This window comes from Trinickia diaoshuihuensis (assembly GCF_003390925.1).
GTDB lineage: Bacteria > Pseudomonadota > Gammaproteobacteria > Burkholderiales > Burkholderiaceae > Trinickia > Trinickia diaoshuihuensis.
In genome coordinates, this window is record NZ_QUBS01000075.1 from 1 (window position 1) to 24,557 (window position 24,557).

The 24,557-nt window shown below is 61.0% G+C and carries 24 protein-coding genes and 3 pseudogenes; 19 read left to right on the top strand and 8 right to left on the bottom strand.

Annotation, left to right across the window (positions count from 1 at the left end):
• Positions 1-318, bottom strand: a 318-nt coding sequence (locus tag DXT59_RS15215; RefSeq protein ID WP_116137783.1) for a hypothetical protein, incomplete at its 3' end; no start/stop codon positions are given.
• 181 nt (positions 319-499) lie between these two features.
• Here DXT59_RS15215 and DXT59_RS15220 point away from each other — a divergent pair.
• Together DXT59_RS15220 and DXT59_RS15225 are read left to right on the top strand one after the other, a co-directional pair.
• Positions 500-1,627: an AAA family ATPase gene (locus DXT59_RS15220; protein ID WP_116137721.1), complete on the top strand. Its 1,128-nt coding sequence runs from the start codon at positions 500-502 to the stop codon at positions 1,625-1,627.
• A 123-nt stretch (positions 1,628-1,750) separates the two neighbouring features.
• Positions 1,751-2,452, top strand: coding sequence for a hypothetical protein (locus DXT59_RS15225; RefSeq protein ID WP_116137722.1), 702 nt, complete (start codon positions 1,751-1,753; stop codon positions 2,450-2,452).
• 9 nt (positions 2,453-2,461) lie between these two features.
• Here the strand turns inward: DXT59_RS15225 and trhA are convergent, their stop codons facing one another.
• The 3 genes from trhA to DXT59_RS15240 all read right to left on the bottom strand — a co-directional run bounded on the left by trhA (position 2,462) and on the right by DXT59_RS15240 (position 4,395).
• The gene (gene trhA, locus DXT59_RS15230; protein WP_116137784.1) at positions 2,462-3,082 is read right to left on the bottom strand and encodes a PAQR family membrane homeostasis protein TrhA; all 621 of its coding nucleotides are present in this window, start codon (positions 3,080-3,082) and stop codon (positions 2,462-2,464) included.
• Positions 3,083-3,201: 119 nt separating this feature from the next.
• Positions 3,202-4,071 (bottom strand): alpha/beta hydrolase family protein, encoded by an 870-nt coding sequence (locus DXT59_RS15235; RefSeq protein WP_116137723.1) that lies wholly within the window; start codon positions 4,069-4,071, stop codon positions 3,202-3,204.
• A gap of 72 nt (positions 4,072-4,143) precedes the next feature.
• Positions 4,144-4,395 (bottom strand): hypothetical protein, encoded by a 252-nt coding sequence (locus DXT59_RS15240; RefSeq protein ID WP_116137724.1) that lies wholly within the window; start codon positions 4,393-4,395, stop codon positions 4,144-4,146.
• A gap of 91 nt (positions 4,396-4,486) precedes the next feature.
• Here DXT59_RS15240 and DXT59_RS15245 point away from each other — a divergent pair, with 91 nt between their 5' ends.
• The 5 genes from DXT59_RS15245 to DXT59_RS15265 all read left to right on the top strand — a co-directional run bounded on the left by DXT59_RS15245 (position 4,487) and on the right by DXT59_RS15265 (position 9,506).
• The gene (locus tag DXT59_RS15245) at positions 4,487-5,647 is read left to right on the top strand and encodes a branched-chain amino acid ABC transporter substrate-binding protein (protein WP_162878096.1); all 1,161 of its coding nucleotides are present in this window, start codon (positions 4,487-4,489) and stop codon (positions 5,645-5,647) included.
• Between the two features lie 318 nt (positions 5,648-5,965).
• Positions 5,966-6,856 (top strand): LysR substrate-binding domain-containing protein, encoded by an 891-nt coding sequence (locus DXT59_RS15250; RefSeq protein WP_116137726.1) that lies wholly within the window; start codon positions 5,966-5,968, stop codon positions 6,854-6,856.
• Between the two features lie 147 nt (positions 6,857-7,003).
• Positions 7,004-8,302 (top strand): MFS transporter, encoded by a 1,299-nt coding sequence (locus DXT59_RS15255; protein ID WP_116137727.1) that lies wholly within the window; start codon positions 7,004-7,006, stop codon positions 8,300-8,302.
• A 155-nt stretch (positions 8,303-8,457) separates the two neighbouring features.
• Positions 8,458-9,129 carry a hypothetical protein gene (locus DXT59_RS15260; protein ID WP_116137728.1) on the top strand — a complete coding sequence of 224 codons (672 nt, stop codon included), beginning with the start codon at positions 8,458-8,460 and terminating at the stop codon, positions 9,127-9,129.
• A gap of 11 nt (positions 9,130-9,140) precedes the next feature.
• Entirely contained in the window at positions 9,141-9,506 is a 366-nt protein-coding gene (locus DXT59_RS15265; RefSeq protein WP_116137729.1) for a hypothetical protein, read from the top strand.
• Positions 9,507-9,534: 28 nt separating this feature from the next.
• Here DXT59_RS15265 and DXT59_RS15270 read toward each other — a convergent pair whose 3' ends face one another.
• Positions 9,535-10,644, bottom strand: a complete 1,110-nt coding sequence (locus tag DXT59_RS15270; RefSeq protein WP_116137730.1) for an S-(hydroxymethyl)glutathione dehydrogenase/class III alcohol dehydrogenase — start codon at positions 10,642-10,644, stop codon at positions 9,535-9,537.
• Positions 10,645-10,709: 65 nt separating this feature from the next.
• Entirely contained in the window at positions 10,710-10,985 is a 276-nt protein-coding gene (frmR, locus tag DXT59_RS15275; protein WP_116137731.1) for a formaldehyde-responsive transcriptional repressor FrmR, read from the bottom strand.
• A 166-nt stretch (positions 10,986-11,151) separates the two neighbouring features.
• On the opposite strand from frmR, the pseudogene DXT59_RS15280 reads away from it, so the two are divergent.
• Both DXT59_RS15280 and DXT59_RS15285 read left to right on the top strand, forming a co-directional pair.
• Positions 11,152-12,075, top strand: a pseudogene (locus tag DXT59_RS15280) (LysR family transcriptional regulator).
• A 129-nt stretch (positions 12,076-12,204) separates the two neighbouring features.
• Positions 12,205-12,777: an ester cyclase gene (locus DXT59_RS15285; protein WP_116137732.1), complete on the top strand. Its 573-nt coding sequence runs from the start codon at positions 12,205-12,207 to the stop codon at positions 12,775-12,777.
• Between the two features lie 86 nt (positions 12,778-12,863).
• On the opposite strand, the gene DXT59_RS15290 is transcribed toward DXT59_RS15285, so the two are convergent.
• Entirely contained in the window at positions 12,864-14,156 is a 1,293-nt protein-coding gene (locus DXT59_RS15290; protein WP_240324526.1) for a glycosyl hydrolase, read from the bottom strand.
• A gap of 414 nt (positions 14,157-14,570) precedes the next feature.
• Here DXT59_RS15290 and DXT59_RS15295 point away from each other — a divergent pair.
• The 6 genes and pseudogenes from DXT59_RS15295 to DXT59_RS15320 all read left to right on the top strand — a co-directional run.
• Positions 14,571-14,990, top strand: a pseudogene (locus DXT59_RS15295) (hypothetical protein); the annotation flags it as partial.
• Positions 14,987-15,804, top strand: a pseudogene (locus tag DXT59_RS15300) (enoyl-CoA hydratase/isomerase). The pseudogenes DXT59_RS15295 and DXT59_RS15300, both read left to right, overlap by 4 nt.
• A gap of 1 nt (position 15,805) precedes the next feature.
• Positions 15,806-16,552, top strand: coding sequence for a polyketide synthase (locus tag DXT59_RS15305; RefSeq protein ID WP_116137735.1), 747 nt, complete (start codon positions 15,806-15,808; stop codon positions 16,550-16,552).
• A 54-nt stretch (positions 16,553-16,606) separates the two neighbouring features.
• The gene (locus tag DXT59_RS15310) at positions 16,607-16,861 is read left to right on the top strand and encodes an acyl carrier protein (RefSeq protein WP_116137736.1); all 255 of its coding nucleotides are present in this window, start codon (positions 16,607-16,609) and stop codon (positions 16,859-16,861) included.
• A 91-nt stretch (positions 16,862-16,952) separates the two neighbouring features.
• Positions 16,953-17,786 (top strand): methyltransferase domain-containing protein, encoded by an 834-nt coding sequence (locus DXT59_RS15315; RefSeq protein ID WP_116137737.1) that lies wholly within the window; start codon positions 16,953-16,955, stop codon positions 17,784-17,786.
• A 402-nt stretch (positions 17,787-18,188) separates the two neighbouring features.
• Positions 18,189-19,628: a sensor histidine kinase gene (locus tag DXT59_RS15320; protein WP_116137738.1), complete on the top strand. Its 1,440-nt coding sequence runs from the start codon at positions 18,189-18,191 to the stop codon at positions 19,626-19,628.
• Positions 19,629-19,638: 10 nt separating this feature from the next.
• On the opposite strand, the gene DXT59_RS15325 is transcribed toward DXT59_RS15320, so the two are convergent.
• Positions 19,639-20,136: an acyl-CoA thioesterase gene (locus tag DXT59_RS15325; RefSeq protein WP_116137786.1), complete on the bottom strand. Its 498-nt coding sequence runs from the start codon at positions 20,134-20,136 to the stop codon at positions 19,639-19,641.
• Positions 20,137-20,382: 246 nt separating this feature from the next.
• On the opposite strand from DXT59_RS15325, the gene DXT59_RS15330 reads away from it, so the two are divergent.
• The 4 genes from DXT59_RS15330 (at position 20,383) to DXT59_RS15345 (ending at position 24,526) form a co-directional block, all read left to right on the top strand.
• Positions 20,383-21,369, top strand: coding sequence for a response regulator (locus DXT59_RS15330; protein WP_116137739.1), 987 nt, complete (start codon positions 20,383-20,385; stop codon positions 21,367-21,369).
• A 258-nt stretch (positions 21,370-21,627) separates the two neighbouring features.
• Positions 21,628-22,734 carry a sugar ABC transporter substrate-binding protein gene (locus DXT59_RS15335; protein ID WP_205417434.1) on the top strand — a complete coding sequence of 369 codons (1,107 nt, stop codon included), beginning with the start codon at positions 21,628-21,630 and terminating at the stop codon, positions 22,732-22,734.
• Positions 22,731-23,738 (top strand): ABC transporter permease, encoded by a 1,008-nt coding sequence (locus DXT59_RS15340; protein WP_116137740.1) that lies wholly within the window; start codon positions 22,731-22,733, stop codon positions 23,736-23,738. Before DXT59_RS15335 ends, DXT59_RS15340 begins: the two co-directional genes overlap by 4 nt.
• The gene (locus DXT59_RS15345) at positions 23,738-24,526 is read left to right on the top strand and encodes an ATP-binding cassette domain-containing protein (protein WP_116137741.1); all 789 of its coding nucleotides are present in this window, start codon (positions 23,738-23,740) and stop codon (positions 24,524-24,526) included. The genes DXT59_RS15340 and DXT59_RS15345 overlap by 1 nt, the downstream gene beginning before the upstream one ends.
• The last annotated feature ends 31 nt before the right edge of the window (positions 24,527-24,557 follow it).

Sequence of the window (24,557 nt, forward strand, 5' to 3'; positions counted from 1 at the left end):
GATGATGCCGCCCGCCGGGCCGCCCATCGCATTGCCGGCCGCCGCCCCCGCGCCGCCGCCCAGTGCGCCGCCGACGATTGCGCCGGTGCGCTCGCGGCGATTCGATGTCACGGCGCCCCCGGCGCCGCCGCCTACGGCGCCGCCGATAATGGAGCCGGTACTGCCCCCGACCGCGCCGCCCAGGGCAGCGCCTGCCGCACCGCCGAGCGCGCCCCCGAGCGCGTTGTTCAAGTCGCTTGCGAAAGCCGGTCCCGAAACCGATCCGGCCAACGCCAGCAAAGCTGCTAAGAGGGTGGTGCGAACGTTCTTCTTCAGCATTTCAACCATCGTGCCTGTTGTGAGTAATGGCGCGGAGTATACCGAGGCGCGGCAACATCGATGCGCCTCGTTCGTTCTGGCCCGGTAAGAGATGTAACCAAATCCGATTTCGTCATTGATTATCCGGAATTATACCGGATAGGTATAATTATCCAATCGATCGATAATTTTGGATAGTTCGATGGAACTGACCGAGTTGTGGCACTTCCCGCGGCCGGAGTTGGCCAGAGCCTATCTGGCGACGCTCAATGCCGGACTGGTCACGTCGACGACGATCTTCGCGCCGCGGCGCACCGGGAAGACGGCGTTTCTCTTGCGCGATCTGAAACCGCTCGCGCAGGCCGAGGGATATACGGTGGTCTACGGCGATCTTTGGCAGACACGGCAAACGCCTGGGGCGGCGCTTATCCGCGCGCTCGAAGAGGCGCTCGAGCCTCGTTCGCTGCTGGAGAAGATCGTCGCTCGCCTGCAAGTACCGGTCAAGGCGCTGAAAGCCAAGGCCGAGTTCGCCGGTACGAAGCTCGAGGGGCAGATCGAGCTGGGGGACGACCGGAAATGGGAAATCGCGGACGCCGCGCTTTTGCTCGACGCGCTCGTTGCCGAACTGACGAAGCGCCGGCCGGTTCTGTTTCTGATAGACGAAGCGCAAGCGCTGGGCCGCAGCAAAGAGGGCGAGGAAATGGCGCGCGCGCTGCGTACGACGTTGACCAAGCATCAGCGCAGGCTTCGCATGCTCTTTACCGGCTCCTCGCGTACGAAACTCGGGCATGTCTTCACGAACGCGAATGCGCCGCTCTATTCGGCCGCCAGCGTGGTGCAAGACTTCCCGTTGCTCGGCGACGATTTCGTCGACTACATCGCACGCCGGTTCAAGGAATCGACCAAGCGCAAGCTCGATACGCGGCTCGCGCGCGAGGCATTCGATGTGTTTGGAAGGCGTCCCGAGCCGCTGATGGAAACGGTGCTCGCCTTGATGATGAGTCCAACGCTCACGTTCGCCGACGCCATTGCGATGCAACAAGAGAAGCTCGCGCGTACCGAGAATCACGAGGGGACTTGGAATTCGCTCGACGCAACCGAACGCGTGCTCGTGCGGATGTTCGCCGACGATCCGTCGATGAAGCCGTTCGCCAAGGCGACGCTCGTCAAGATTCGCAAGCGCGTCGGCATCGAAGACTTGCAGGCCACTCATGTTCAAAAAGCCATAGGACGCCTCGCGGACAAAACCGTCGTGGCGAAGAGTCCGCGCGATGTCTACGAGTTCGAAAACGAGAGCTTTGCCGACTGGGTTCGTAATATCGTCGATTGATCGCGCGGTGACGGCGCCGCGTGTTTCGGGCCATTTGCGTGCGCACCTTCTAGAATAAGGGCACGTCGCGCCAATGCTCCGGCGCAATCGGTCATCGGTTTCTTTCTATCGACGGCAGCCGCCATGAACGCATATCGCAAACGTCTCGTTCGCCCGATCGGAGGCGCTTTCTGCGCCGCCTCGCTCGCAACGCTTTTTCTTTCTTCTTGCCATGGAAGTTTTTGCGCCGGTTTCGACGGATGTTTCAGCGATAACGGCGTGCAAACGATCGCGTTGTCCGGCACGGCAGCCGTGGGCGGCCCCGCCTTGGCCAGCGCGGCGGTCCGCGCCGACTGCGCCGAGGGATCCGGGGCGACGATCTCCGACGGCAACGGCAATTACAGCCTGACCTTTGCCGCCGCGCTGCCGTGCGTGCTCACGGCAAACCTGGGCGGCACCACGCTGCATTCGCTGGCATTTGCCGGCGGCACGTTCAACACGACGCCCGAAACGGAGTTGATGCTCGTGTATCTGGCCGCGCAATTGGGCACCGATACGGCCCATCTCATCAGGAACTTGCCGAGCAACGGGCACTATCAGCAAGTGTTGGAAAGCCAAAGTGCCGTATCGGCCGCGCAAGGCGCCGTCGTCGCAAACTTGCAGCAACGCTACGCGGTTAAGCTGACGACCGCCGCGTTCTTGACGACGCCGTTCACGGTCGGGCTCTCCGCCGAAGATGCCGATCTCGCGACGCTCGCGAACGCCGGGGCGATCGACGCGAATGGAATGCCCGATCCGGCGGCGGTGGCGCTGCTGTCGCAGGCGGGGGCGGCCAATCCGTTATGAGCCTGTTGTTCAGGCCACATACCGCGCCACGCTGACGAACTGACACACGCTGCCGCCGAGCACGAACAGGTGCCAGATGCCGTGACCATGGCGAATGCGCTCGTCGTTGATGAAGAAGTAGATGCCGACGCTATAGATGATGCCGCCCGCGAGGAGCCAGGCCGTTCCCGCCGCGGGCAGCGAATGGACCAGCGGACGAATGGCGACGAGTGCAAGCCAGCCCATGAGGACGTACAGCGTCATCGAAACGATACGGGTACGGCGGCCGAGCGTGAGTTCCTGCGCGATACCGAATGCCGCAAGCCCCCAACTGACGCCGAACAGCGACCATCCCCACGGCCCCCGCAGCGTCACGAGCGTGAAAGGGGTATAGCTGCCCGCAATCAGCAAATAGATTGCCGCGTGATCGCATTTCTGCAGCACGGCTTTGAGCTTCGGACTGCGCACGCTGTGATAGAGCGTCGAGATGGCATACAGCGTGCAAAGCATGGCGCCGTACACGCTGAGGCTGACGATCTTGTAGGCATCGCCGTGAAGCGCGGCGATCGATACGAGTGCGCAAAGCCCCGCGACCGACAACACCGCGCCGACTAGATGGGTAATGCTGTTGAAGCGCTCACCGGCATGCATGACACAACTCTCCCGCGCCAAATTCTCGTTCATCCGAATAGCGCCATGATACCGGCCGCGATGGCAAGACGGTGGCCGGCCGCAGCGCGGCGCGAGCGAAAACGCACGGTCAGGCGAGGCTATCGCGTTGCCGGAAAGCCTTGGCGATCGAGAAATTCGGAAACAACGGGCTCCCAAACGTCGGTGCCGCGCGCGAACAGCATGTGTCCATTATCGCCAAACGGAGCAAGCAAGCGGTAATCGGCGTTGCCGCCCGCCTTCACGAACGCGCCGTGCCAGGCGCTGGTGTATTGCGGCGCGAAGAAGCGGTCATTCTGTGTGTAGATCCATAGCATCGGCACGCGCGCCGTCTTGCCGAACCGGGCATACATGGCCTCGAGCCGTTCGCTTTGGCACGGTACGCCCGGATGCTCGGCCGGGTCGCCTCCCGACCCTCCTGCAAAGTTGATCGCCGCCACTACGCCGTCGGGGTTGTCGGCCGCCACGGCGGTCGTCACGAACCCGCCGACCGATTGACCGACGATGACGATCCGGTGCGGATCGACGTGCGGCTGCCGTCTTGCGTAGTCCAGCACGGCGGACTCTTCGAGGCGGGCCGCATCGATCATGGGTGCGTAGTCTTTTTGACGACAGGTGCCGCTGTATTCGGGATCGAACTCAGTGCCCAATTGACCGTAGCCGATGCGCGTGGGCTCGAACACCGCAAATCCCCGTTTCAAGAAATACGCGACTTGCTGGGTGTAGCGGAATCGCGGCGGTGTGCCGCGATCCGACACGGCTCGCCCATGATTCAGAATCAGGATGGGAAAGGGGCCATCGCCGTCCGGGGCGAATTGTGTGATCGCGACTTTGCCGGTTTGCTCGCGCCCGTAGAAGTCCTTGACCGTCACGTCGATGGTCGCAACCGATTCGTGAAGATCCGCCCGGAGTTGCTCCCCATGTACGGCAGTGGTGACGCACAGCAGAAGGCAAAGCCAGACGAGGCGCATGGCGGGACTCGGATTGTCTAAATAAGTGAAGGCGCTAGCGTAAATGAACCCCTTACCCCCTGTAAATGGATTTCATCGACCCAGGAGCCAGGCGCGCAGCTTCGCGTCGCGTACCTCCATGAGTTCGAATAACCCGAGGGCGCGCAACGCGGGCAGTGCCTCCGCCATGTCGATTTCGGCTTGCGTGTGCTGGGCCGCGGCTGCGCCGTCGTCGAGCCACACTCGCGCATTGGCGAGGAAGGCCGCCACCGTGCCCTTGCGCAGCAATCGGCCATCGATCGTGACGTGATTGGTTGAATCGGGAAGAACGTCTTCGGCGCGCATATTCGCTCCTGGCTGATTGAGAGAAGGCAGTGTAGGCGTGCACGATCGGCCTGGCTCCGGTATAAATGCCATTCGATACGGAGGTATGGCCATGGCATACGCATCCCGCCCGATCGCCGTGACGATCGTACTGGCGTTGGGCTTATCGTCCGGGCAGGCCGGTTCTCAAGAGCACGTGTCGATCGGTGTGCTGGCGCCGTTGTCGGGCAGCTACCAAAGCTCGGGTGCCGATATCGTGAACGGCGCCAAGCTCGCGCTCGATGAGATCAATGGGGCCGGCGGTGTACTCGGCAAAAAAGTCCAGCTCGTGCAGCGCGACGACGCCTGCAATCCGGACCAAGCCGCGAATGCCGCGACTGAACTCGTCGCGGCGGGCGTCGTGGCGGTTGCGGGCGGCTATTGCTCGAGCGCCGCGTTACCCGAGTTGCGCATCTTGCACACGACGAAGATTCCTTACGTACTGGACGCCTCGACGCATCCCGCGCTGACTGAGCACGGCTGGCAGGATGTCTTTCGCACGATCGGTAGAACGGATGTACAGGGCGCATATGCCGCGGCGCTCATGAAGCATTTGCTGCACGCGACGCGAGCCGCGGTTCTCAACGACGGGAGCACTTATTCGCAAGGGCTCGCGGCGAGCACGGTCGGCGCGTTGCAGCGCGACGGCGTCAAGGTGGTCTACGACAGTGCGCTGACGCCGGGGCAAAAGGATTACGCAGAGGTGGCAAAGGCCGCGGCCGATTCCCACCCCGATGTGGTCTACTTCACCGGCTACTACACCGAGGCGGCGGTGCTCGCTAAGAATCTGCGCGCGCCGAACTCGACGATCAAACACTTTCTCGGCAATGGAACGGCCGATCCGTCGTTGATCGCGAACGGCGGCGAAGCGGTCGAGGGCATGATCGTGACGACCTCGCCATTGCCGCAATTCATGAACGGCCCGGGCGCGCGGCACTATCGGCAGGCTTACCAGTCGGCATACGGGCATGCGCCGGGGCCGTACTCGATCTACGAATACGATGCGGTTCACGTCATCGCTCGCGCCATCGAACAGGCGAGATCCACCAAGCCCGAGGACATCTCGGCGGCATTGCATGCGCTCAGGCGGCACGACGGCGCAACGGGCGAGATCGCCTTCGACGAAAAGGGCGATCGCATCAAACCGGTTTTCATGGCCGTGACCGTCAAGGGCGGGCGATTTCTCCCTTATGCGTATCTCGACGCCAGCGGGCGGTGGGTATCGATGAAATGAATCCCCGATTGCCAAGGCGCGAATCGAGCGGCGGCACTGGCATACGATTTAGGTATGCGATACATTGCGTGCCGGAGCAATTGGCGAGCCGCGCCGAGGGTCACGCTTCAGGTGAAAGCCGGCGCCGGCGCTTGCACGAATAAGACCTGCCAAAGTTGACAGGTCACGGATCGGGGGATGGTAGGTAATGATCCGCATATTTTTGCCAAAAATGAATATTGGGTAGCAGGGTGCACGCGCCGCCATCCGTCTGATCGTGGCGGCGCTTGTCCGGCTCCGCAGCCATGCGGTGCGGCTACGCGACTAGGGCACGGTCAGATGAGAATCAATCCTCTCCCTCCGCTTCAATGTCTCGTTTCGTTCGATGCCGCGGCGAGACTGGGCAACTTCACCCGCGCGGGCGACGAACTCAATGTCACGCAGGGCGCCGTCAGCAAAGCGGTCATGAAATTAGAGAACTTCCTCGGTGTGGCGCTGTTCATCCGGGACGGTCACTCTTTGCGGCTGACGATGGCCGGGCAGCAATACGCGCAATTCGTCCACGAAATGCTCGTCGATTGCTCCGAATTCACGGCCAAACTCATGAAAGACCCCGGGCCGCAGGAGTTGACCATCGCGTCGGCATCCGGGACGGCCAATATGTTTCTCATTCAAAGGGTCACGTCGTTTAGCCAAGCGCACCCCGACATCACCGTCCGCATCTTGGTCCGCGACGGCTTGGTGCATTTGAATACTTCCGAATTCGACGTCGGAATCTACTACGTGCGGGACGTAATTCCGCCGGGCCTCGCGGGTACGCGCATCATCGAGGAGGAAGTCGGCGCCTACTGCACGCCGTCGTTCCTGGGCGGCGCGCTGCTGCAACCCGACGAGTTGCTCGAACAAACGTTGCTCGTCGCAGACGAGCAGCAACGTCAATGGATGGGCTGGCACAACTGGCTCAAGCTGACGGGCGCCAAATCGACGCGGCCGAAGAAAACGATTACCTGCAACAGTTATCCGTTGTTGCTAAACCTGGCTTTACGCGGGCAAGGGATCATTTTAGGCTGGGATAAGATGATCACTCCTCATGTGGCATCGGGGCAATTAGTCCGCGCGTCCGAGGCAACCGCGACGTATGGCGGCGCCTATCACCTGCTGTGGCCGGCCGAGCGCCGGGATACCGCCGCCGTACGCGCATTCAAAAATTGGATCCTTGAAAACAAATAGTCATGCGATTCGAACGCGCTTTCACAACCATTCCTTTTTGTCGGAGCAGACCGAAAATATTTCCGAGTCAGATCTAACCCGAATGCCATAGCATCTGCAACTGCAGATTCCTGAGAGAGCTAGTGACAATATTAAAGAAGGGTTTCTATGCAAAACGCATCACTGTATTTGGATAACGCCGCGTCGAGCGACGAGGGTGCACGGCGGCGAGCCGTACTGGCAGTGATTATCGGAAATGGCTTCGAATGGTTCGATTTCATTTCCTATAGCTTCTTCGCGATCATCATCGCGAAGCTCTTCTTCCCGGTCGGGGATCGCAACATTTCGCTCTTGCTGTCGGTATCGACCGTCGGCGTGGGTTTCTTGATGCGTCCGGTGGGCGGCCTCGTTCTGGGCGCGTTGGCCGACAAGGCGGGCCGTAAGGCCGCGCTCACGATCACCATCTTGCTGATGACGATGGGGACGGCGCTGATCAGCTTCGCGCCGACCTACCAGCAGGCCGGCTTGGTCGCCCCCGCGGTTATCGTCTTGGCCCGGCTTCTGCAAGGATTTTCGGCGGGCGGGGAGATGGGCGGTGCGACCGCTTACCTGATGGACCGCGTGCCGGGGGCGCAACGCGGTTACTACACGAGCTGGATCCAGGCGAGTATCGGCTTCGCCATCATTTTGAGCGCCGCGCTCGGCACGTGGATCTTGAATTATTTGTCGGCGGCGCAGATCGAATCGTGGGGCTGGCGTATTCCGTTCCTCGTCGGCTTGATGCTGGGCCCGGTCGGCATGTATATCCGCAGCAACCTGGTCGAATCCGATCGCCTCGAACGGGGCGCGGCCGAGTCGGCGCCGCTCATCGATATCGTGCGTAACGGGTTTTCTCCGATCCTGCGCGGGTTCGGTCTCGTGATCTTCTGGACCGTTTGCTCGTACGTGCTTCTGTTTTACATCCCGACGTACGCGGTCAAGGCGTTGAAGCTCGAGTCGTCCGCCGGATTCATCGCCGTGCTCGTCGGGGCGAGCCTCGTGCTGGTCGTGACGCCGTTTATCGGGCACCTGTCGGACCGTTTCGGGCGCAAGCCGTTCTTGGTGGGGGCAACGATCGCCGCCATCGTGTTGGCGTATCCGCTGTTTGCCTATATCAACCGGCACCCCGGCCTTGGATCGCTCATGTTGTTTCAGTTCGTATTCGGTCTCGTGATTGCGTGTTACGAGGGGCCGGTACTGGCTGCGATCAGCGAATTGTTCCCGGCGCGCATTCAATCGACGGGTATTTGTATCGCGTATAACTTGGCGGTGATTACGTTCGGCGGTTTTTCCGCCACGATCATCACTTGGGCGATCGCGGCAACGCATAACAACCTGGCACCGGCCGTTTATGTGATCGTCACTGCCGCGTTGAGCTTGGTCGCCGCTATCGCGTGGCGCCCCGCGCCGCAAGCCGAGTTGCGCTGATCATGGATTGAAGGGCAAGCGCGGCGGCCGCGCCGCGTTTGCCGCTGCGCGCACGTTCGTGCGGCGTAGGAAAGGGCGATTTTTACGTTCGATGAAATCGCGCCGTCGACTCAGTATCCGAGCAATCGATCTGCCGCGTTGTCCGATCGGCAACGATGTCGTTTGTTTTGCTTAACGACTCGAAAACAGGTGAATTCACTTTGAAAATGGGCACGTCATACCGAAGCTTCACCAACCGAGTACAGCGTCTCGAGCGGCCGGCGCCTTCGTCGAACGATCGCCATGGCGATGACGGTACCGCGACGGTCGAGGAAATGTCCCGGGCCGATTTGATCGACTATGCGCGAGGGCTCGATATCGCGCTGGCGCGCTTGACGGCGCAACACGTCAAACCGCTCAGCCGCGCGATAAAACTGGCGCGCGAGGGCGCGAGCGACGCGCAATTGGGCGTGACGACGCGCTTCGAGGCATCGAAGCTGGACGAGGACGACTATGACAGCGCGTTCGACGTGGTGTTCGAAATCGCCAAGCAAGCCATGCGGCGGGCGCGGGCGGACCGCGAAGTGGAGCGCCGATTCGCGCGTCTTCATCCGGAGGCTGCCGCGACGCTCGTCGCGCTGCGTCGCGACGCGCTGCGCGATGCCGAGGACTGGCCCGAGGCGGCGCGGCATGCCTACGAACGCAATATCGTGGCCGACGCCCTGCGGCACGCGCCGGACGATGCTGAGCTAGCGCGGATGCGATATTGGGCTTGCGTACTCGATCGGGCCGCGCCCGGCGAGTTCGATTCACCGGCCGACGCGTCCGAATGCGGCCTCGACCACTGAGGCTCTGATCGATGACGAACGCCCATTGCGCTGCGCCGATCTCCGATGGCGGAGGGTTCGTGATCGCGCCCGGCGATCGGGCGGGCGACATCGATCTGCCGAGCGAGGCGCGGCCGGCGCTATTGCGCTCGCTTCGAGCCTATGCCGATGCGGTGTCGCACCTCGGCGCGCGTACGACGGTATTGAGTCGCTTTCTCGATGCGGCGTTGGCGCACCTGACGCTCCCGCAGCGTGAAGCGATCGCCGCATCGTTGCGGCACGCGATGCAAGAGGCGATCGCGCAGGCCGATGGCGGCAACCAGTCGGTCATGCACTATACGGCGTTGCGCAATTACACGGACACCGTGCTCGAATTGCTCGAGAACCGAAGCAATTAGCGCGGCGCCCGTGCCATGCGCGCCGCGGTCAATAGTGGACGACGGTGCGGATCGACTTGCCTTCATGCATGAGGTCGAACGCCTCGTTGATCTCGGAGAGCGTCTTCGTGTGGGTGACGAACGGCGCCAATTGGATCTTGCCTGCCATCGCGTCTTCCACCATGCCCGGCAATTGCGAGCGGCCCTTGACGCCGCCGAAGGCGGTGCCCAGCCAGCGGCGCCCCGTCACGAGCTGGAACGGACGGGTGGAAATCTCTTGCCCGGCGCCCGCCACGCCGATAATCACCGACTGACCCCAGCCCCGGTGCGCGCACTCCAGCGCGGCACGCATGACGTTCACGTTGCCGATGCACTCGAAGCTATGGTCCACGCCCCAGCCCGTCATCTCCACGATGACTTGCTGAATCGGCTTTTCGTGGTCCTTGGGGTTGACGCAATCGGTTGCGCCGAAAACGCGGGCCAGCTCGAACTTGCCCGGGTTCGTATCGATGGCGATGATGCGGCCTGCCTTCGCGAGTTTGGCGCCCTGAATGACGGCCAGACCGATGCCGCCCAAGCCGAACACCGCCACCGTATCGCCTTCCTGGACCTTGGCGGTGTTCTTCACGGCGCCCAGGCCCGTGGTCACGCCGCAGCCGAGCAAGCAGACCTGCTCGGGGTTCGCGTCCGGGTGGATCTTCGCCAGCGACACTTCCGCGACGACGGTGTATTCGCTGAACGTCGAGCAGCCCATGTAGTGATAGACCGGCTGGCCGTTATAGCTGAAGCGGGTGGTGCCGTCGGGCATCACGCCCTTGCCCTGCGTGGCGCGCACGGCCACGCAAAGGTTTGTTTTGCCGCTCTTGCAGAACAAGCACTCGCCGCACTCGGCGGTATAGAGCGGGATGACGTGGTCGCCGGGCTTGACGCTCGTCACGCCTTCGCCGACTTGCACCACGATGCCGGCGCCTTCGTGGCCGAGCACGGCCGGGAAGAGCCCCTCGGGGTCGTCGCCCGAGAGCGTGAACGCGTCGGTGTGGCATACGCCGGTGTGCGTGATCTTTACGAGCACCTCGCCCTTGCGAGGCGGTTCGACGTCGATCTCCACGATCTCGAGGGGTTTGCCGGGCCCGAATGCAACGGCGGCACGTGATTTCATGTCAGTCCTTGGGGCGAAAGAAGGGAAAAGTCAGCCAACCGGTGCGACGGCCGCTGGACGAACAATTACCGAAGGTAGGAGCGCACGAGGGAGAGCACATCGTCGATCGATCCTTGCTGCGCGCCGTTCGCTTGCGCGACATGCGAAAACTCTTCTCGAAGGTGGCTCTCGAGGACCCCCGCCATCAACCCGTTGATCGCGCCGCGCACGGCGGCAATCTGCTGAAGAATCGGGCCGCAGTCCGCGCCTTCCTCGAGTGCGCGCTCGAGCGCATCGATCTGCCCCCGCACGCGGCGCACGCGGGCTAGGACGCGTTTTTTCTCTTCGGCGGTATGCGGCATGGTCTGCTTATTCGGCGTTAAGATACTGGGGGGGAGTACACGGTAGCATACCGTCTCATGCAGTGCAAATCGCATATCGCGAGTGGCCCGCAAGCCTCGACGCATGCTAAATTCTCGGGCTTTCGCGGCGCTAAGGCGATCGCGCTTTCCCTTGCGCTTTTGAACCATGGACAATCTCGGCGACATTAGGCTCTTCGTGGAAGCCGCGCTCCAAGGCAGCCTTTCGGCGGCGGGCCGCAAGCTCGGGCTGTCGCCCGCGGCGGCGAGCGCGCGACTCGTCAAGCTCGAGAGCCAACTGCGTACGCAACTCTTCGAACGATCGACGCGGATGCTCAGGCTGACCGACGAAGGCCGCATGTATTTGGCCCATTGTCAGCATGCGCTGCAGACCTTGGACGACGCGCGCGCCGCGCTGCAACTCGGGCGCGCGTCCGTCAGCGGCGCGTTGCGCGTATCGGCCACATCGGATTTCGGGCGCTCGGTGCTCAGACATTGGCTCGACGAGTTCAACCAATTGCATCCGCAAGTGCACTTCACGCTGGTGTTGTCCGATTCGCTTTCTCACTTGCTGCAAGACGACATCGATCTCGCCATTCGTTTCGGCGTGCCGACCGATAGTTCGATGATTGCCAAACGGCTCGCCGACAATCGCCGAGTGTTATGCGCATAGCCCGCGTATATCGATGCGCGCGGCATGCCCACGCACCCTGACGATTTGCGCGATTGGGATTTCGTGCTGCTGACGTCGGCCTCCGGGATCGCCAATCAATGGCAGTTCGCGCGCGACGGCGAAACGGTGGGCTTTACGGCGCCGGTCGAGCGAGCGCGGCTGACCAACGACGGCGCGATCGCGCGCGAGTGGGCCGTCGAAGGACGAGGCGCGGTGATGAAGTCGCTCTGGGACGTTGGCGACGATCTGCATGCGGGCACATTGAGGATCGTCGCGCCCGAATGGCGTTGTCCCGACGCGCCGGTGCACGCGCTGTTTCAGCGCACGCAGTACATGGCGCCGCGGGTACGCGCGCTGCTCGACTTTCTCGAGCAGCGATTTGGCGATGCGGCGCAAGCGTTGTTGCCGTTTTTACGCTGAGCGTCGCAGGCGAGTGGGCCGGCATCTTTCTGTCCGCATTGAAATTCATTCAAGCGGGGGCCCTCTTATCGAAGCGACGGGGCCTGTCCACAATGCAGCCCATCCCTTCATTCGCTGCGAATTTCATTTATGGCAAACGTACTGCACCCATCCACTCGCAACGGCGCGACGCGGACATTGCGCCTGGTTGCGATCGCCGGGGCATTCGCATGGTTGGCGCCTCTCACGGCCGGGGCACAAGAGCTCGTGCAACCCAAGGAATTGATCGTCGATAAGCGCTTGCCGGCCGCGCAAGCGCAGCGGCAGATCTTGGCCGCTCGCCGGTACGATACGTTTTGGACCACGGGGGAACCCGAAATGGCGCGTGCCGCCCTCGCGCCCGATTTCATCGATAGGACGCTGCCGCGAGGGCGCGTGCAAGGAATCGAAGGCCCGCTCGCGGCATCCAAAACGTTCCATGCCGCGGTGCCCGACGTGCGCTGCGATGTGGAGCAGATGATCGTGGCCGGCGATCGCGTGATCGCCCATCTGCGCTTTACCGGGCACTTTACGGGTACCTTCAACGGCGTGCACGGCGCAGGCCAGCCGATCGATTTCATTGCGACGGATATCTACCGTATCCGCGACGGCAAGATCGCCGATAACTGGCATATCGAGGACAACCTGACGTTGCTGCAGCAATTGGGCATCGTGAACATGTAGAGCCGAAGCCGCGGCGCGCGGAGCATACTTCGCGCCGCGCGCCGCGATGGCCTTATCGAGCGAGCCTGGCCGCTAACGATGCCGCGTTACCGGCTCGATTTGACTTTGGCCTTCGTCTTCAGCAGCACCGTACCGCTCGTGCCGAGATCGCTCGCGAATCGATTCGTATAACCCAGCGTGCCGACGCCGCCGATCGAGTTACAGGTCGGCGAGGCGGAGCCGGGCGCGCAATCGACGTCGCGATCGAACGACCAGAAATGCAGGCCCGCGAGTCCATACTGCTTAACGAACGCCGAGACGGCATCGGCATCGGCGGGCGTGAACGTTTCGCCCGCCGTGTCGTTGCCGCCGATCATCGGCGTCACCTCGATCTGGCTATACGGCACGCCCCAATGGTCGTGTAGGTTCATCGCGGCTTGAATCGCCGATTGGCCCATCTCGCAAGTGCCGTTCGCGACGACGCAATTGCCCGGACCCGCCGAGCCGTAATCCATCGTCATCAGATCGATCGTGTAATTCTGGAGCCCGTATGTTCGGATCGCCTGCATGACCCAGTCACCGTAGACATTGAAGCTGTCTTGCGCGTTCGCACCCAAGGAGACGGCCGTCGACGAACCGGCTTGCGAGGGGGCGAGCGTCGCGAGGGTGAAGCTAAAGCGCAGGTTGGGGTAGCTGCGCTGGGCCACGGCCACGCGTTGCACGAGATCGTTGATCACCTGTTGCGTTTGCCCGGCTTCGATATCGAAGTCGATGCCGACGAGGTTCTTCGAGGCATAGCGGTTGATGAACGTCGTCATCCCCGCGTCCGTACCGCAGGTAAACGATCCCGCCGCACCGCCGGTGGAAACGATGTAGTTGACGTTCGCAGCCGTAAACAAAGGCACGTTCGCGGAGGCGAGGGCCGCGCCGCTCAGGCCGCCCCAGTTTTCGCTACCGCATTCGCCGGTGGCGAAAGCCAGCGTCATCGTATGAACGCTCGACGGGAGCACGGATAGCACCGGGCTGATCTGCCCGGTGACGTTCGTCGAGATGACGTTCGTATTCCAATTGAGTGAGATGGTTGCATCCTTGTACGGGCTATAGATGAATCCGGCGGCAGTACCGGTGCCGCCCGACCCACCGGAACCGCCCGAACCACCCGAGCCGCCTGACCCACCCGAGCCGCCTGACCCACCCGAGCCACCCGAGCAGGCGCCGGTTGCCGTCCACGGTTGGCCGCTTCCGGCGGGGCCGTTGTTCGTGGCGGGATTCTGGTTTTGCGTCCACCAATTGGCCTGATAGTTTTCCCCGCCCGTGGAGGCGACATTGCCTTGCGTGTAGACCTGCGTGGCGCTCCAGGCCGCGGCGCAGGATGTCTGTGCGGAAGCGGAATCGGCCATGAATGGCGACGATGCGAGTAAAACCAGCGATAGAAAATTCAAAGCTGGTCGCATGACGAATGCACAACCTTCTTTCTTCATTTCCATGCCCTCCTTAAAGCGTTGCGTTGACTTAAAGATGAATGCGCCGAGTCGGCATCCGAATTCGATGCCGAGACCAATCATAGGTGCTTGAAAAAGGTTTTTTGAATACCGGTTCCAAAGTCAACCGTTTTTGGTAGGTTATTTTTGAAATTATGGATTGAGGGGCGGTAAAAACGAGAGCGTGGAAATGCGCGTTGCCGCACGGAATCGGGAAGTGCTACCTCAACTATTGACAGATCGGCCCACGACGCACCGCTCAACGCGGCTAGGCGCAAGTGGACGTATGGAATGACTTCCGTGCGCACCCAACTCGAATAGACCTATTTCAAGCGCAGCATCGATTGGATCTGGGAAGAGGTGCTCCGCTACCTGGAGGCGGGCGGGCGTACGAAAGCGATCGCCGCGGCGCGCGCGAGCGCGAAGGTGCGGATGGCGCGCGTGTTTCGGTGGTATTTCGCCTATTCGAGCCGGATCGCGTTCAGCGGCTCGACTGGGGATCAGGCCAACTATCAAGTGCATACAGGCCCGGCGCTCGGTGCGTTCAATCAATGGGTCAAGGGCACGCCGCTCGAGCCTTGGACGCAGCGCCACGTGCATACGATCGCGCTCGCGCTGATGAACGCGACCGTTCGCTCTCTGCGCGCGGGATATGGCCGTGTTTTAGGCGAAGCGCCGGATGCGGCAATCGTCCCCCCGCCGCTGGCGCCTATCGAATTCATTTCTGATCGGATTGAGCGGAGGATGGGTTGAACGACGTCGTTTATCGAACGCTGAAGGTAAGGCATCACGACACGGTGTGCTACGTGCAATTGCATCGTCCCGAGGCCAACAATGCGATCGACGAACTATGGTCGTCGAATTGAGCGAAGTGCTGAATCGGCTGGACGAATCGGTCACAGTACTGGTGCTGGAGGGACTAGCCGATGTGTTTTGTTTCGGAGCCGACTTCGCGGCACTGCGCGAGGCGAGTCTGGCGGATACGGGCACGGATGCGGCCGCTGCCCGCATCGCGTCGCGCGAGCGCAGCGTCGCGCTCGATCCCGAGAGGCTCTACGACTTATGGACGCGCCTTGTGACGGGCCCGTTCATCGTCGTCTCGCATGTGCGCGGGAAGGCGACCGCGGGCGGCGTAGGGTTCGTCGCGGGGAGCGATATCGTGATCGCGGACGAAACCGCGCTCTTTAGCCTGTCGGAGTTGTTGTTCGGTTTGATGCCGGCCTGCGTGGTGCCGTTTCTGGTTCGGCGCATAGGCTTTCAACGGTTGCATTACATGACGTTGACGACGCAGCCGGTCGGCGTGGCGCAGGCTGCGGCATGGGGACTCGTCGATGCATACGAGGCCGATAGCGTTTCGCTGTTGCGCACGCATCTGCTGCGGCTCAGGCGGGTGTCGCGCACGGGCATCGCGCGCTATAAGCGGTTTTTCGCGGCACTCGGCGGGTCGATCGAGGATGACCGGGCCAAGGCGCTCGCGGCGAACCGGCAAGTGTTCTCGGATCCGGAGAACCTCGCCGGAATCGTGCGTTATGTCGAAACCGGGGCCTTTCCGTGGGAGCGCGTTTGATATGAGCGGCGTCGTGCATGCGATGGAGATCGAGCCCGGCATCGTGCAAATCACGATGGAAGATCGCGTTCATAAGAACGCGTTTTCCGATGCGCTGCTCTCGGGGCTCATGGCCGCGTTCCGAGCCGTGACCGGAAATACCGCATACAAGGCGGTGATCATCACGGGATACGACAGTTATTTCTGTACCGGCGGCACGCAAGAGATGCTGCTCAAGCTGTCGAAGGGGCAGGGCCGATTCACCGATTTTCCCATCTATAACCTGCCGCTGATATGCGATATCCCGGTCATATCGGCCATGCAAGGGCACGCGGTCGGCGGGGGGCTCGCCTTCGGACTGTTTTCCGATTTCGCCGTGCTGGGGCGCGAGTGCGTCTATACCGCGAACTTTATGAAGTACGGATTCACGCCGGGATTCGGCTCGACGCTCGTCATACAGGAGAAATTCGGACTGCCGCTCGCGCAGGAGCTCTTGATGACGACGGCGAGCTACCGCGGCGAGGAGTTGAGCGCGAGAGGCATCGGTTTTCCGGTAGTGCCGCGGGCGCGAGTGATCGAACACGCGATCGAAACCGCGAGGCAGCTATCGGCCAAGCCGCGTCATTCGCTCGTGACCTTGAAGGCGCATATGACGGCGCGATTGCGCGAGGCACTGCCCGGCGTCGCCGAACGCGAACTCGTCATGCACGAGCAGACCTTTCGTCATCCGGAGGTGCAAGACCGTATCAAGAATTTATTCGACCATTGATTGTCGCGAGTAGGCATTATCGATAGGTGCAATCCAACAAAGAGAGGTGTTTTCATGACGCGAGAGGATGTGTTTCAACTCATTGCCGACCGTGCGCGAGAGGTACTACCCGATCTAAAAGACCACGTATTCAAGGACAGCGATCGCTTGCGCGATCTCGGCGCCAATTCGCTGGATCGCGCGGAGATCGCCATGCTCGTGCTGGAATCGCTGTCGCTCACCATCGCGCGCGTCGAGCTGTTCGGGCCCAGCAACGTAGGCGAGCTGGCGGATTTGATTCATTCGAGACTCGAAGCGCGCGCGGCATGACGCTCACGGCGGCAACGATATGTCGTTATGAACGGCGGATCGATGCAAGCCGGGCGCCGCGATGACTCACAAGTCGATAGGAGAGGAGCATATGGAAGCTGAAGCGAGGGCAGCCGAGGTTTACGATTCGCTCGATGGTCAGGTCGGGCCGATTCTATTCGGTGGCCACATGCATTGGGGCTATTGGGATGCCGCTCATGCCGATGCGAGCTTTGCCGCCGCGGCGGAGCGGCTCGCACAGATGATGATCGAGAAAGCCGAGATCGGCCCGGGCAAGAAGTTTATCGACCTCGGTTGCGGCTTCGGCCGCTCGGGAATGTTGCTCGCGAAAGAAAAAGGATGCGACCTCAACGGGATTACGATCAGCAAGGTGCAGCAACTCGAAGCTAGCCGTCTTGCGCAAGCGGACGGCTTGCAAGACAAGGTGAGGTTCGTGCACGGCAGCGCGTTGGAGTTGCCGTTCGAGGATCGAAGCTATGGCGGCGGGTGGTTCTTCGAGTCGATTTTTCACATGGGACACGAGCGGGCGTTGCGCGAGGCGAGCCGGGTATTGAAGCCGGGTGCGCTTTTGCTGTTGACGGATTTGCCGCTCCTCGACCATACGTCCGAGCAGTTCAAGGAGTACAGCCGCGAACGCTTCAAATGCAACTACGTGACGAAGGAGGCTTGGCCCGCGCTGTTGCACGACGCAGGGATGGAGTTGGTGGAGATGACCGATATCACCGAAAACGTGATGCCGTGGATTGTGCCGAAGCTCAAAGAAGCATTTGAAGTGCATCGGCGGGAGGTGCGGGCGATTGACGCCGATGCGGGAGAAGTGTTTATTGCACGCTGGATCAAGCTCTTCCAGTATATGAGCGAGAATCTCGGTTACATCATGCTGACGGCGCGTAAAAGCGCGGCTGGGGCGCATGCCTCGGCGTAGCGGCGAATGCTTGGCTCGCCTTTCTCGCGGAAAAGCGGGAGTGAAACATTGATCGTCTGTAGGTATTTGAGTGATAGCGCGGCATTCGTATAGATTGTCGCGCTATCCATTGATTTTTATTATTCGATAGATGACCGCCGAAAAATACCGACCGGTCTGGGCGAATGGGAAACCGGTCATGCTGTTCGTTAAATCAGCGGGGCGGGCTTTCAGATGCGTTATGATACCCGCTTTCGCTTAGACGACACGCAGGCGGCGAAGTAGGCGCTCTTACCTGAATTCGGAGCGATGCCCGTCGAGGTGCCACTGAGGGCTAGATGGAGCCGTGTTAGGTGGCGGCTCGCTCGCTGCGGGTCGATGCGAATCGCATGAATCCCGAAGTAGTTGCGAGGCCAGCTTGCCATGTACTCCTTATTGCCCGCGTTTGTATCGGCGCTGTTTTTTGGGTTCGGTGTCTATGTGTTGGTTGCCGTGGGCGGGACAAGGGTGTCTACGCCGTTCGTCGCCATGTGTGCGACGACCTTCGTGTGGCAGGGAACTTGGGCATTTCTTTTTCAAACGACAAACCCGAGCGTTGGAAACTTACTGGTCAAGATAGGGTATTTCGCCATTTTATTTTTGCCCACCACGTTTTATCACTTTCTCGTGGAAGTAGTCTCGGCGCGAAGTGAGCGGAAGTTTTTGGTGAGTTCGTACGGACTTTCTGCGGTGCTCGCAATTATTTTGGTGGTGGGTCGGGAGGTCGTCGATGGATTTTCCGTCCACTCGTTTGGATATTATCCGAGGGCTGGTCTTCTACACCCTATTCATGTGGTGCAGACGGTTCTCCTGGCCGGGCGAAGTGGTTGGCTGATTTTGCGCGCGAAGCGACATGCGGGGGCTTCCAGTTCCCGCAGGCTACTTAATTTATGCTTGACGAGCCTGGGCTTGTACTCGATCGCCGCCAGCGATTATGCGGTCAATTACGGCTTTGATTTTTATCCGTTCGGCGCCGTTTTTGTGGCCGTCAGCCTTGGAATCCTGGCCGTTTCGATCGTGCGCTACGGTCTAATGGGTCCCCGGCTAATGCTTGCGACGGTCGCGCATGAAGTGGCGTCGCCGCTTGCCACGATTGGCTTACATGCCGACGAGCTATACCGCGTGTTACCCGAACTCCTACGCGGCTACAAGCTTGCGGTCAGCTACGGCTTATGCGCCGATAGGTTGTCCATGGCGGCCGAGCCCGACCGAGTGCCTGCTCTCGCCTCGGCTATCAGGCGTCAAGTGGACAGCACCAGCACTGTAATCGAAATGTCGATGGCGTCGCTTACCCTGGGCCGGTTGGATAAGCGCAGCTTCGGCGCGCATTCGGTCAGTGGGTGCATTCAATCCGCGCTGCATCGCTTCCCCTTCCGTTCAGGAGAACGAGAATTAGTGGTGGTGGCGTCCATCGAGCCCGATATTATTTTTTGGGGCTCGGATTCCCTGTTGATCTTCGTGTTGATCAATCTGCTGAAGAACGCGCTGCAAGCGATTGCGTCCGTCGGCAAAGGAAATATCGAGATCGAGGCGTACCGTGCAAGCGGATTTTGCGTGCTGCGCTTTAGCGATACGGGACCGGGAATTGCACCAGAGGTGTTGCCTCAGATTTTCGACCCCTTTTTCTCCACGAAAGCATACGGGCGCGGAGCCGGTGTGGGGCTAACGTTTTGCCGTCGTGTCTGCGACGCGTTGGGTGGCAGCATCTCGTGCGATTCCGTGCTCGGCGCGCGTACGACATTTACCTTGCGATTGCCGGAACCGGCTTCGGGGGCAGTCCGTGCGAAGCACGATCTGCCCCCGCCGAGATACGGCTTAGGTTAAAGCAAGCGGGTTAGCTTGCCGTGTCTTGCAAAGTTACCTCGTATTGCTTGACGCGCTCGATGATGTCGGCGGGGAAGCGCCGTATCCGCTTATCGTGCCCGGCAAACAAAATTTGCTGGTAGCCGACGGAAACGGCGCGGCCGTCGACGTAGAAGCGAAACAGCAGATAGGCCGAACACTGCCTGACTTTGAATGTGTTCAGATAGCAGTCGACTCTCTGGAAAGGAAACGTCTCCTGAACGTATTCTTGATGAGCCCGCTTAGTGATGAACGTGCCGCCCGCACCGAGCAGGTTGTTGTCGATACACTCAAAAAACCATCGTTCGCGGCATACGCCCTGCCACTCGAAGTACCTGGCAAAGTACGTGTTGGCGAACGCATTGGAGTCCTTCAGGTATATGTCGATCACATGATGGAACGTCTGGCAGTTTGACAGGTCGAGCACGCCTTCGGTGAAAAGGGCCGTCTGGATTTCCCGAGGGCCGAGTGCATCGCGTGTGGGTAACATAACAAATTCCTTGAAACAGTTGCTACGAGCGGTAGCGCGCATTCGCCCAGGTTTTGGCGAATACGTGATTGTTACTGGCTAGATTTATCCGCTGATTTTGCGCGGCCACGGCCTGGAGGAAATCGATCTCCAGGAAGCGTCGTGCCGGCGTCTATGCAATAATCGTTGCCGCGACCTGTTGATGCTCAGTGCGAGCATTGGCGAAGCTGCGGTCGAAAGGGAAAAATCTTGCTAGAGGCTTACCACATGAGTTCCTTTGTCAAGCAGCCGCTCTTCCATCCTCTGTCGGTTCTCTTTGTCGACGATAACGAGGATTTCCTTAACGGTTTGCGCGGGATCTTTTGCGATCGGGCTGTGAATCGTTTTTTCACAAACCCCAAAGCCGCGCTTGACTATATCGAGTCATATAGCGGCGCCATACATGGCGATGAGCTATCGGGCGCGGATTGCTTGGCGATCGAACGAGGCCCAAGCAACGCATTGGGAAAAGACCGGTTGCCCGACGCCGAGCGGTTCGAAGAGATCGCCGCCGTTGTAGTCGATTACGAGATGCCGGAAATGGACGGTATCCGCTTTCTTTCGTCGATTCGCGACCTTCCTTGCACCAAGATCTTGTTGACGGGCGTCGCGGGAAACCGGGAGGCAGTTGACGCATTCAACTCGAACCTTATTGATTTTTACCTGCGCAAGACCGACGCGGAGATGCCCCAAAAGCTGACGAACCTCTTGGCGGATGCGCAAAAGCGCTATTGCGAGCAACGGGGGCAAGTGAGCGTGCACAACGTCGGCACCACCTATCGCGACCCCCGAGTCAAGCGTTTACTCGACGAACTCGCGGCTCGGGACGGCATCGTCGAGTACTACTGGCGAGCCGGCCAAAACGCCGTGCTGATGTTCGACGCACAGGGCGACGCTAGCGTCTTCGTCGCGTGGGATGAGCAAGAGTGGGCGTTTCAGTGCGACACCGTCACCGATGCCGGCGGCCCCCAGTGGCTGCACCAAGCGATGACCGAGCGGCGAGTCATGCCGTTGTTTTGGCCGGAGGAGGCATATCGCCCAGATCTCGCCCGAATCCGAACCACGGAGTTTCATCCGATTCCCGATTGGCCAGGTGCCTTTTACAGTGTGACGCCGCTGGATCGATCGGAACTCGAGCCCGCTACGCTGAGCTTCGCCCAATGGCGCCAAATCCGCCTGACCGGGGCGGCGAGTTCAAGCGGGGCGCGTCTATAGTTTTACTAATGCTCTCATTCATTGGCGAGATCGATCAGCGCTCGGCCCGTCCGCTTAAATAGTCCGACTAGTTTAAGGGTATCTATGTATTAAGGTCGCTTGCCCGCTGAGCTAGCATGGCTGCGTTCATGCATTGGCCACCGCGCGGTTTGCCGTTTTTGCGCGCGGGGCGCGCCGGGGCGAAGACCGGCGCCAGCCGGCAACGGTGCGCGCCGTTTCGCAAAGAGCATTCAACCAACGAAAACGATGGAGGATGTGATGACGAGCGAGCGAGACGATGCGCGGGAAATGTCGCAAGAGCCGGCCGGCGAGACGGTGGAGAATCGAACGCGGCGAGGATTGCTGCAAGGTGCCGGGCTAGGCGCCGCATTGGCGATGATGGGCGGCCTGGTCTCTCCCGCGCAGGCGGCCGAGGCGCCGTTTCCCTCGCACAAGCGTTGGAAGATCGTTTTCGTCAATCACGTGACGACAAATCCGTTTTTCGTGCCGACGCAATACGGCATCCAAGACGCGTGCGGCATGTTCAACATGGACTATCAGTGGACCGGGTCGGCCAATGCCGACGTCGGCGAAATGGTCAATGCGATGAACGCGGCGATCGCCGCCAAAGCCGATGCCATCGCGGTGCCCATCGTCGATCCGAAAGCATTCGACAAGCCGATCGAAAAGGCGCTGGACGCGGGCATCCCCGTATTCGCCTACAACGCCGACGCACCGCGCGGCAGTACCAATACGAGACTCGCCTATATCGGTCAGGACCTCTATCTGTCCGGTTATCAAATGGGCGAGCGTATCGTGAGCATGATCGACAGCGGGCTCGTCGCGCTGTTCATTGCCACACCGGGCCAGCTCAATATTCAGCCGCGTTTGGACGGCGCGATGGACGCGATCAAAAAGTCCGGCAAGAAAATCGACGCACAGATGATCGCCACGGGCGCCACCGTCAACGAAGAACTATCCAAGATCAAGGCGTTTTACCTGGGCCACCAGGATTTGAAAGGCATGTTCGCCGTCGATGCGGGCAGCACCCAAGGCGTCGCGCAAGTCATCAAGGAATCGAAGCTCACGGAGAAGGGCGTGCATGGCGGCGGATTCGATTTGCTGCCGACCACGATTCAATTGATTCACGAAGGTTTCCTCGATTTCACGATCGATCAGCAGCCCTACGTGCAAGGGTTCTACACGGCGATGGAAGCGTTTATCTACTTGTCGTCGGGCGGCTTGGTCGGGCCGGCGAACATCAATACCGGGCTGAAGTTCGTGACGAAGTCGAGTGTCGATCCTTACCTGAACACCTCGACGCGTTATGAAGGCAAGAGCACGAAGGCGCAGATCGTGCCGCGCTCGGGCGCCATCAAGTCATGAGCGATAGCGTGAAGCACGCGCAAGCAAGTCCCGTCGCCTCGCGCCCGCGCGCGAGGCTCGGCGCGTTCGCATGGTCGGCCGAGTTGCGCATCTTGCTCGTGGCCGTGGCGGTGGGCGCGTATTTCGAAACTGCCAATCACGACTTCTTGCTGACGAGCGCGAGCCTGCAAAACTTGTCGCAGTTCGTTGCGCCCGCGGCGATCATCGCGTTCGGCGAGATCATGCTCATGATCGGCGGCGAAATCGACCTCTCCGCGGGCATGGTGTTCGCGTTCGCGCCTTTCATCATGGCGTTCGCGCAAGATGCGGGCGCGCCGATGTGGCTCGCCGTCGCGGCAGGTCTCGCGGCGGCGGGCCTCGTCGGGTTCGTCAACGGCGCGGTGACGGTATTTTTGCGCTTGCCTTCGTTCGTCACGACACTGGGGACGTTATTCCTCATCAACGGGATTACGCTGACGATCTCGCATGGAACGCCTGTCTCGACGCCGGGCGGGCCCGTATTCACGGCCGTGATGGGCGGCTGGGGCTACAGCGAAATTTGCTGGGCCGTCGTCATCGCGGTCTTGATGCACGTCATGCTGAGGCACACGCGCTGGGGACTGCATACAGTGGCCAGCGGCGCGAATCCGCTCGGCGCATCGGAGGCCGGCATCCACGTGAACCGCTTGAAGCTCGGCAACTTCATCTTGGCGGCTGTGCTGGCCGGTCTCACGGGCATCCTCGAAGGCGTTCGCATTACCTCGATCGATCCGCAGGCGGGCGGCAATCAAATCATGTTCTTGGCGGTGGCCGCCGCCGTCATCGGCGGTACGCCGCTGACGGGGGGCTCGGGTACGATCGTCGGCGGGCTGATCGGCGCGGCGGTGCTCGGCATGTTGAACGACGGCTTCACACTGATCGGCATCAATGCCTTTACGTTCAACATCATCCTCGGCGCCGCGATTCTCGCCGCAATGATCTTCAACATCCATGTGGCGCGGCTCGGCCGGCGCGGGAGATCGTGATGGCCGCGAACGAGGCACCGCTCGCGCTGCGAGCACACAACATCGTCAAACGCTTCGGCGCGGTGACGGCGCTCGACGGCGTCTCGCTGCAACTCGCGGAGGGCGAGATTCTCGGCATCCTCGGCGACAACGGCGCCGGCAAGTCGACGCTGATCAAAATTCTCACCGGTTTCCATCAGCAAACGAGCGGCGAATTGTCGATTCGCGGCGAGCATACGTTGCTGCGCTCCGTGGATCATGCGCGTTCGCTCGGCATCGAATGCGTTTATCAGGACTTGGCACTGGCCAATTCGCTGAGCATCTATCACAACATGTTCTTGAACCGGGAGATCGTCTACCCCGGGCCGATCCGCTTTCTGAATCATCGCGCGATGCGCGAGCGCGCGGCGCAATGCCTAGAGGACATCGGCGTACACGTGCCCTCGGTGACGATGCCCGTCGAGCGTCTCTCGGGCGGCCAGCGGCAGGCGATCGCCGTGGCGCGCGCGGTCAATTCCAATGCGAGGATCTTGTTGCTCGACGAACCGCTTGCCGCGATGGGGGCGCGCGAGGCGAGCCTGATCATCGATTTGATCTTGCGGCTCAAGGACAAGGGCGCTCTTTCGATCGTCATGATCATGCATAACTATGCGCAGACGCTCGATATCGCCGATCGCATCATGCTGATGCAGCGCGGGCGCGTGACCTACGAGCAACGCAGCGCGAATACCTCGGTGCCCGAACTCATGGAAATCGTCCGCCGCGAATACCGCGCGATGCGGGAGGCCACGAACGGCGCGAGCGCTTGATCGCGCGATAGCGGAGCGCAGCCCGAGCCCG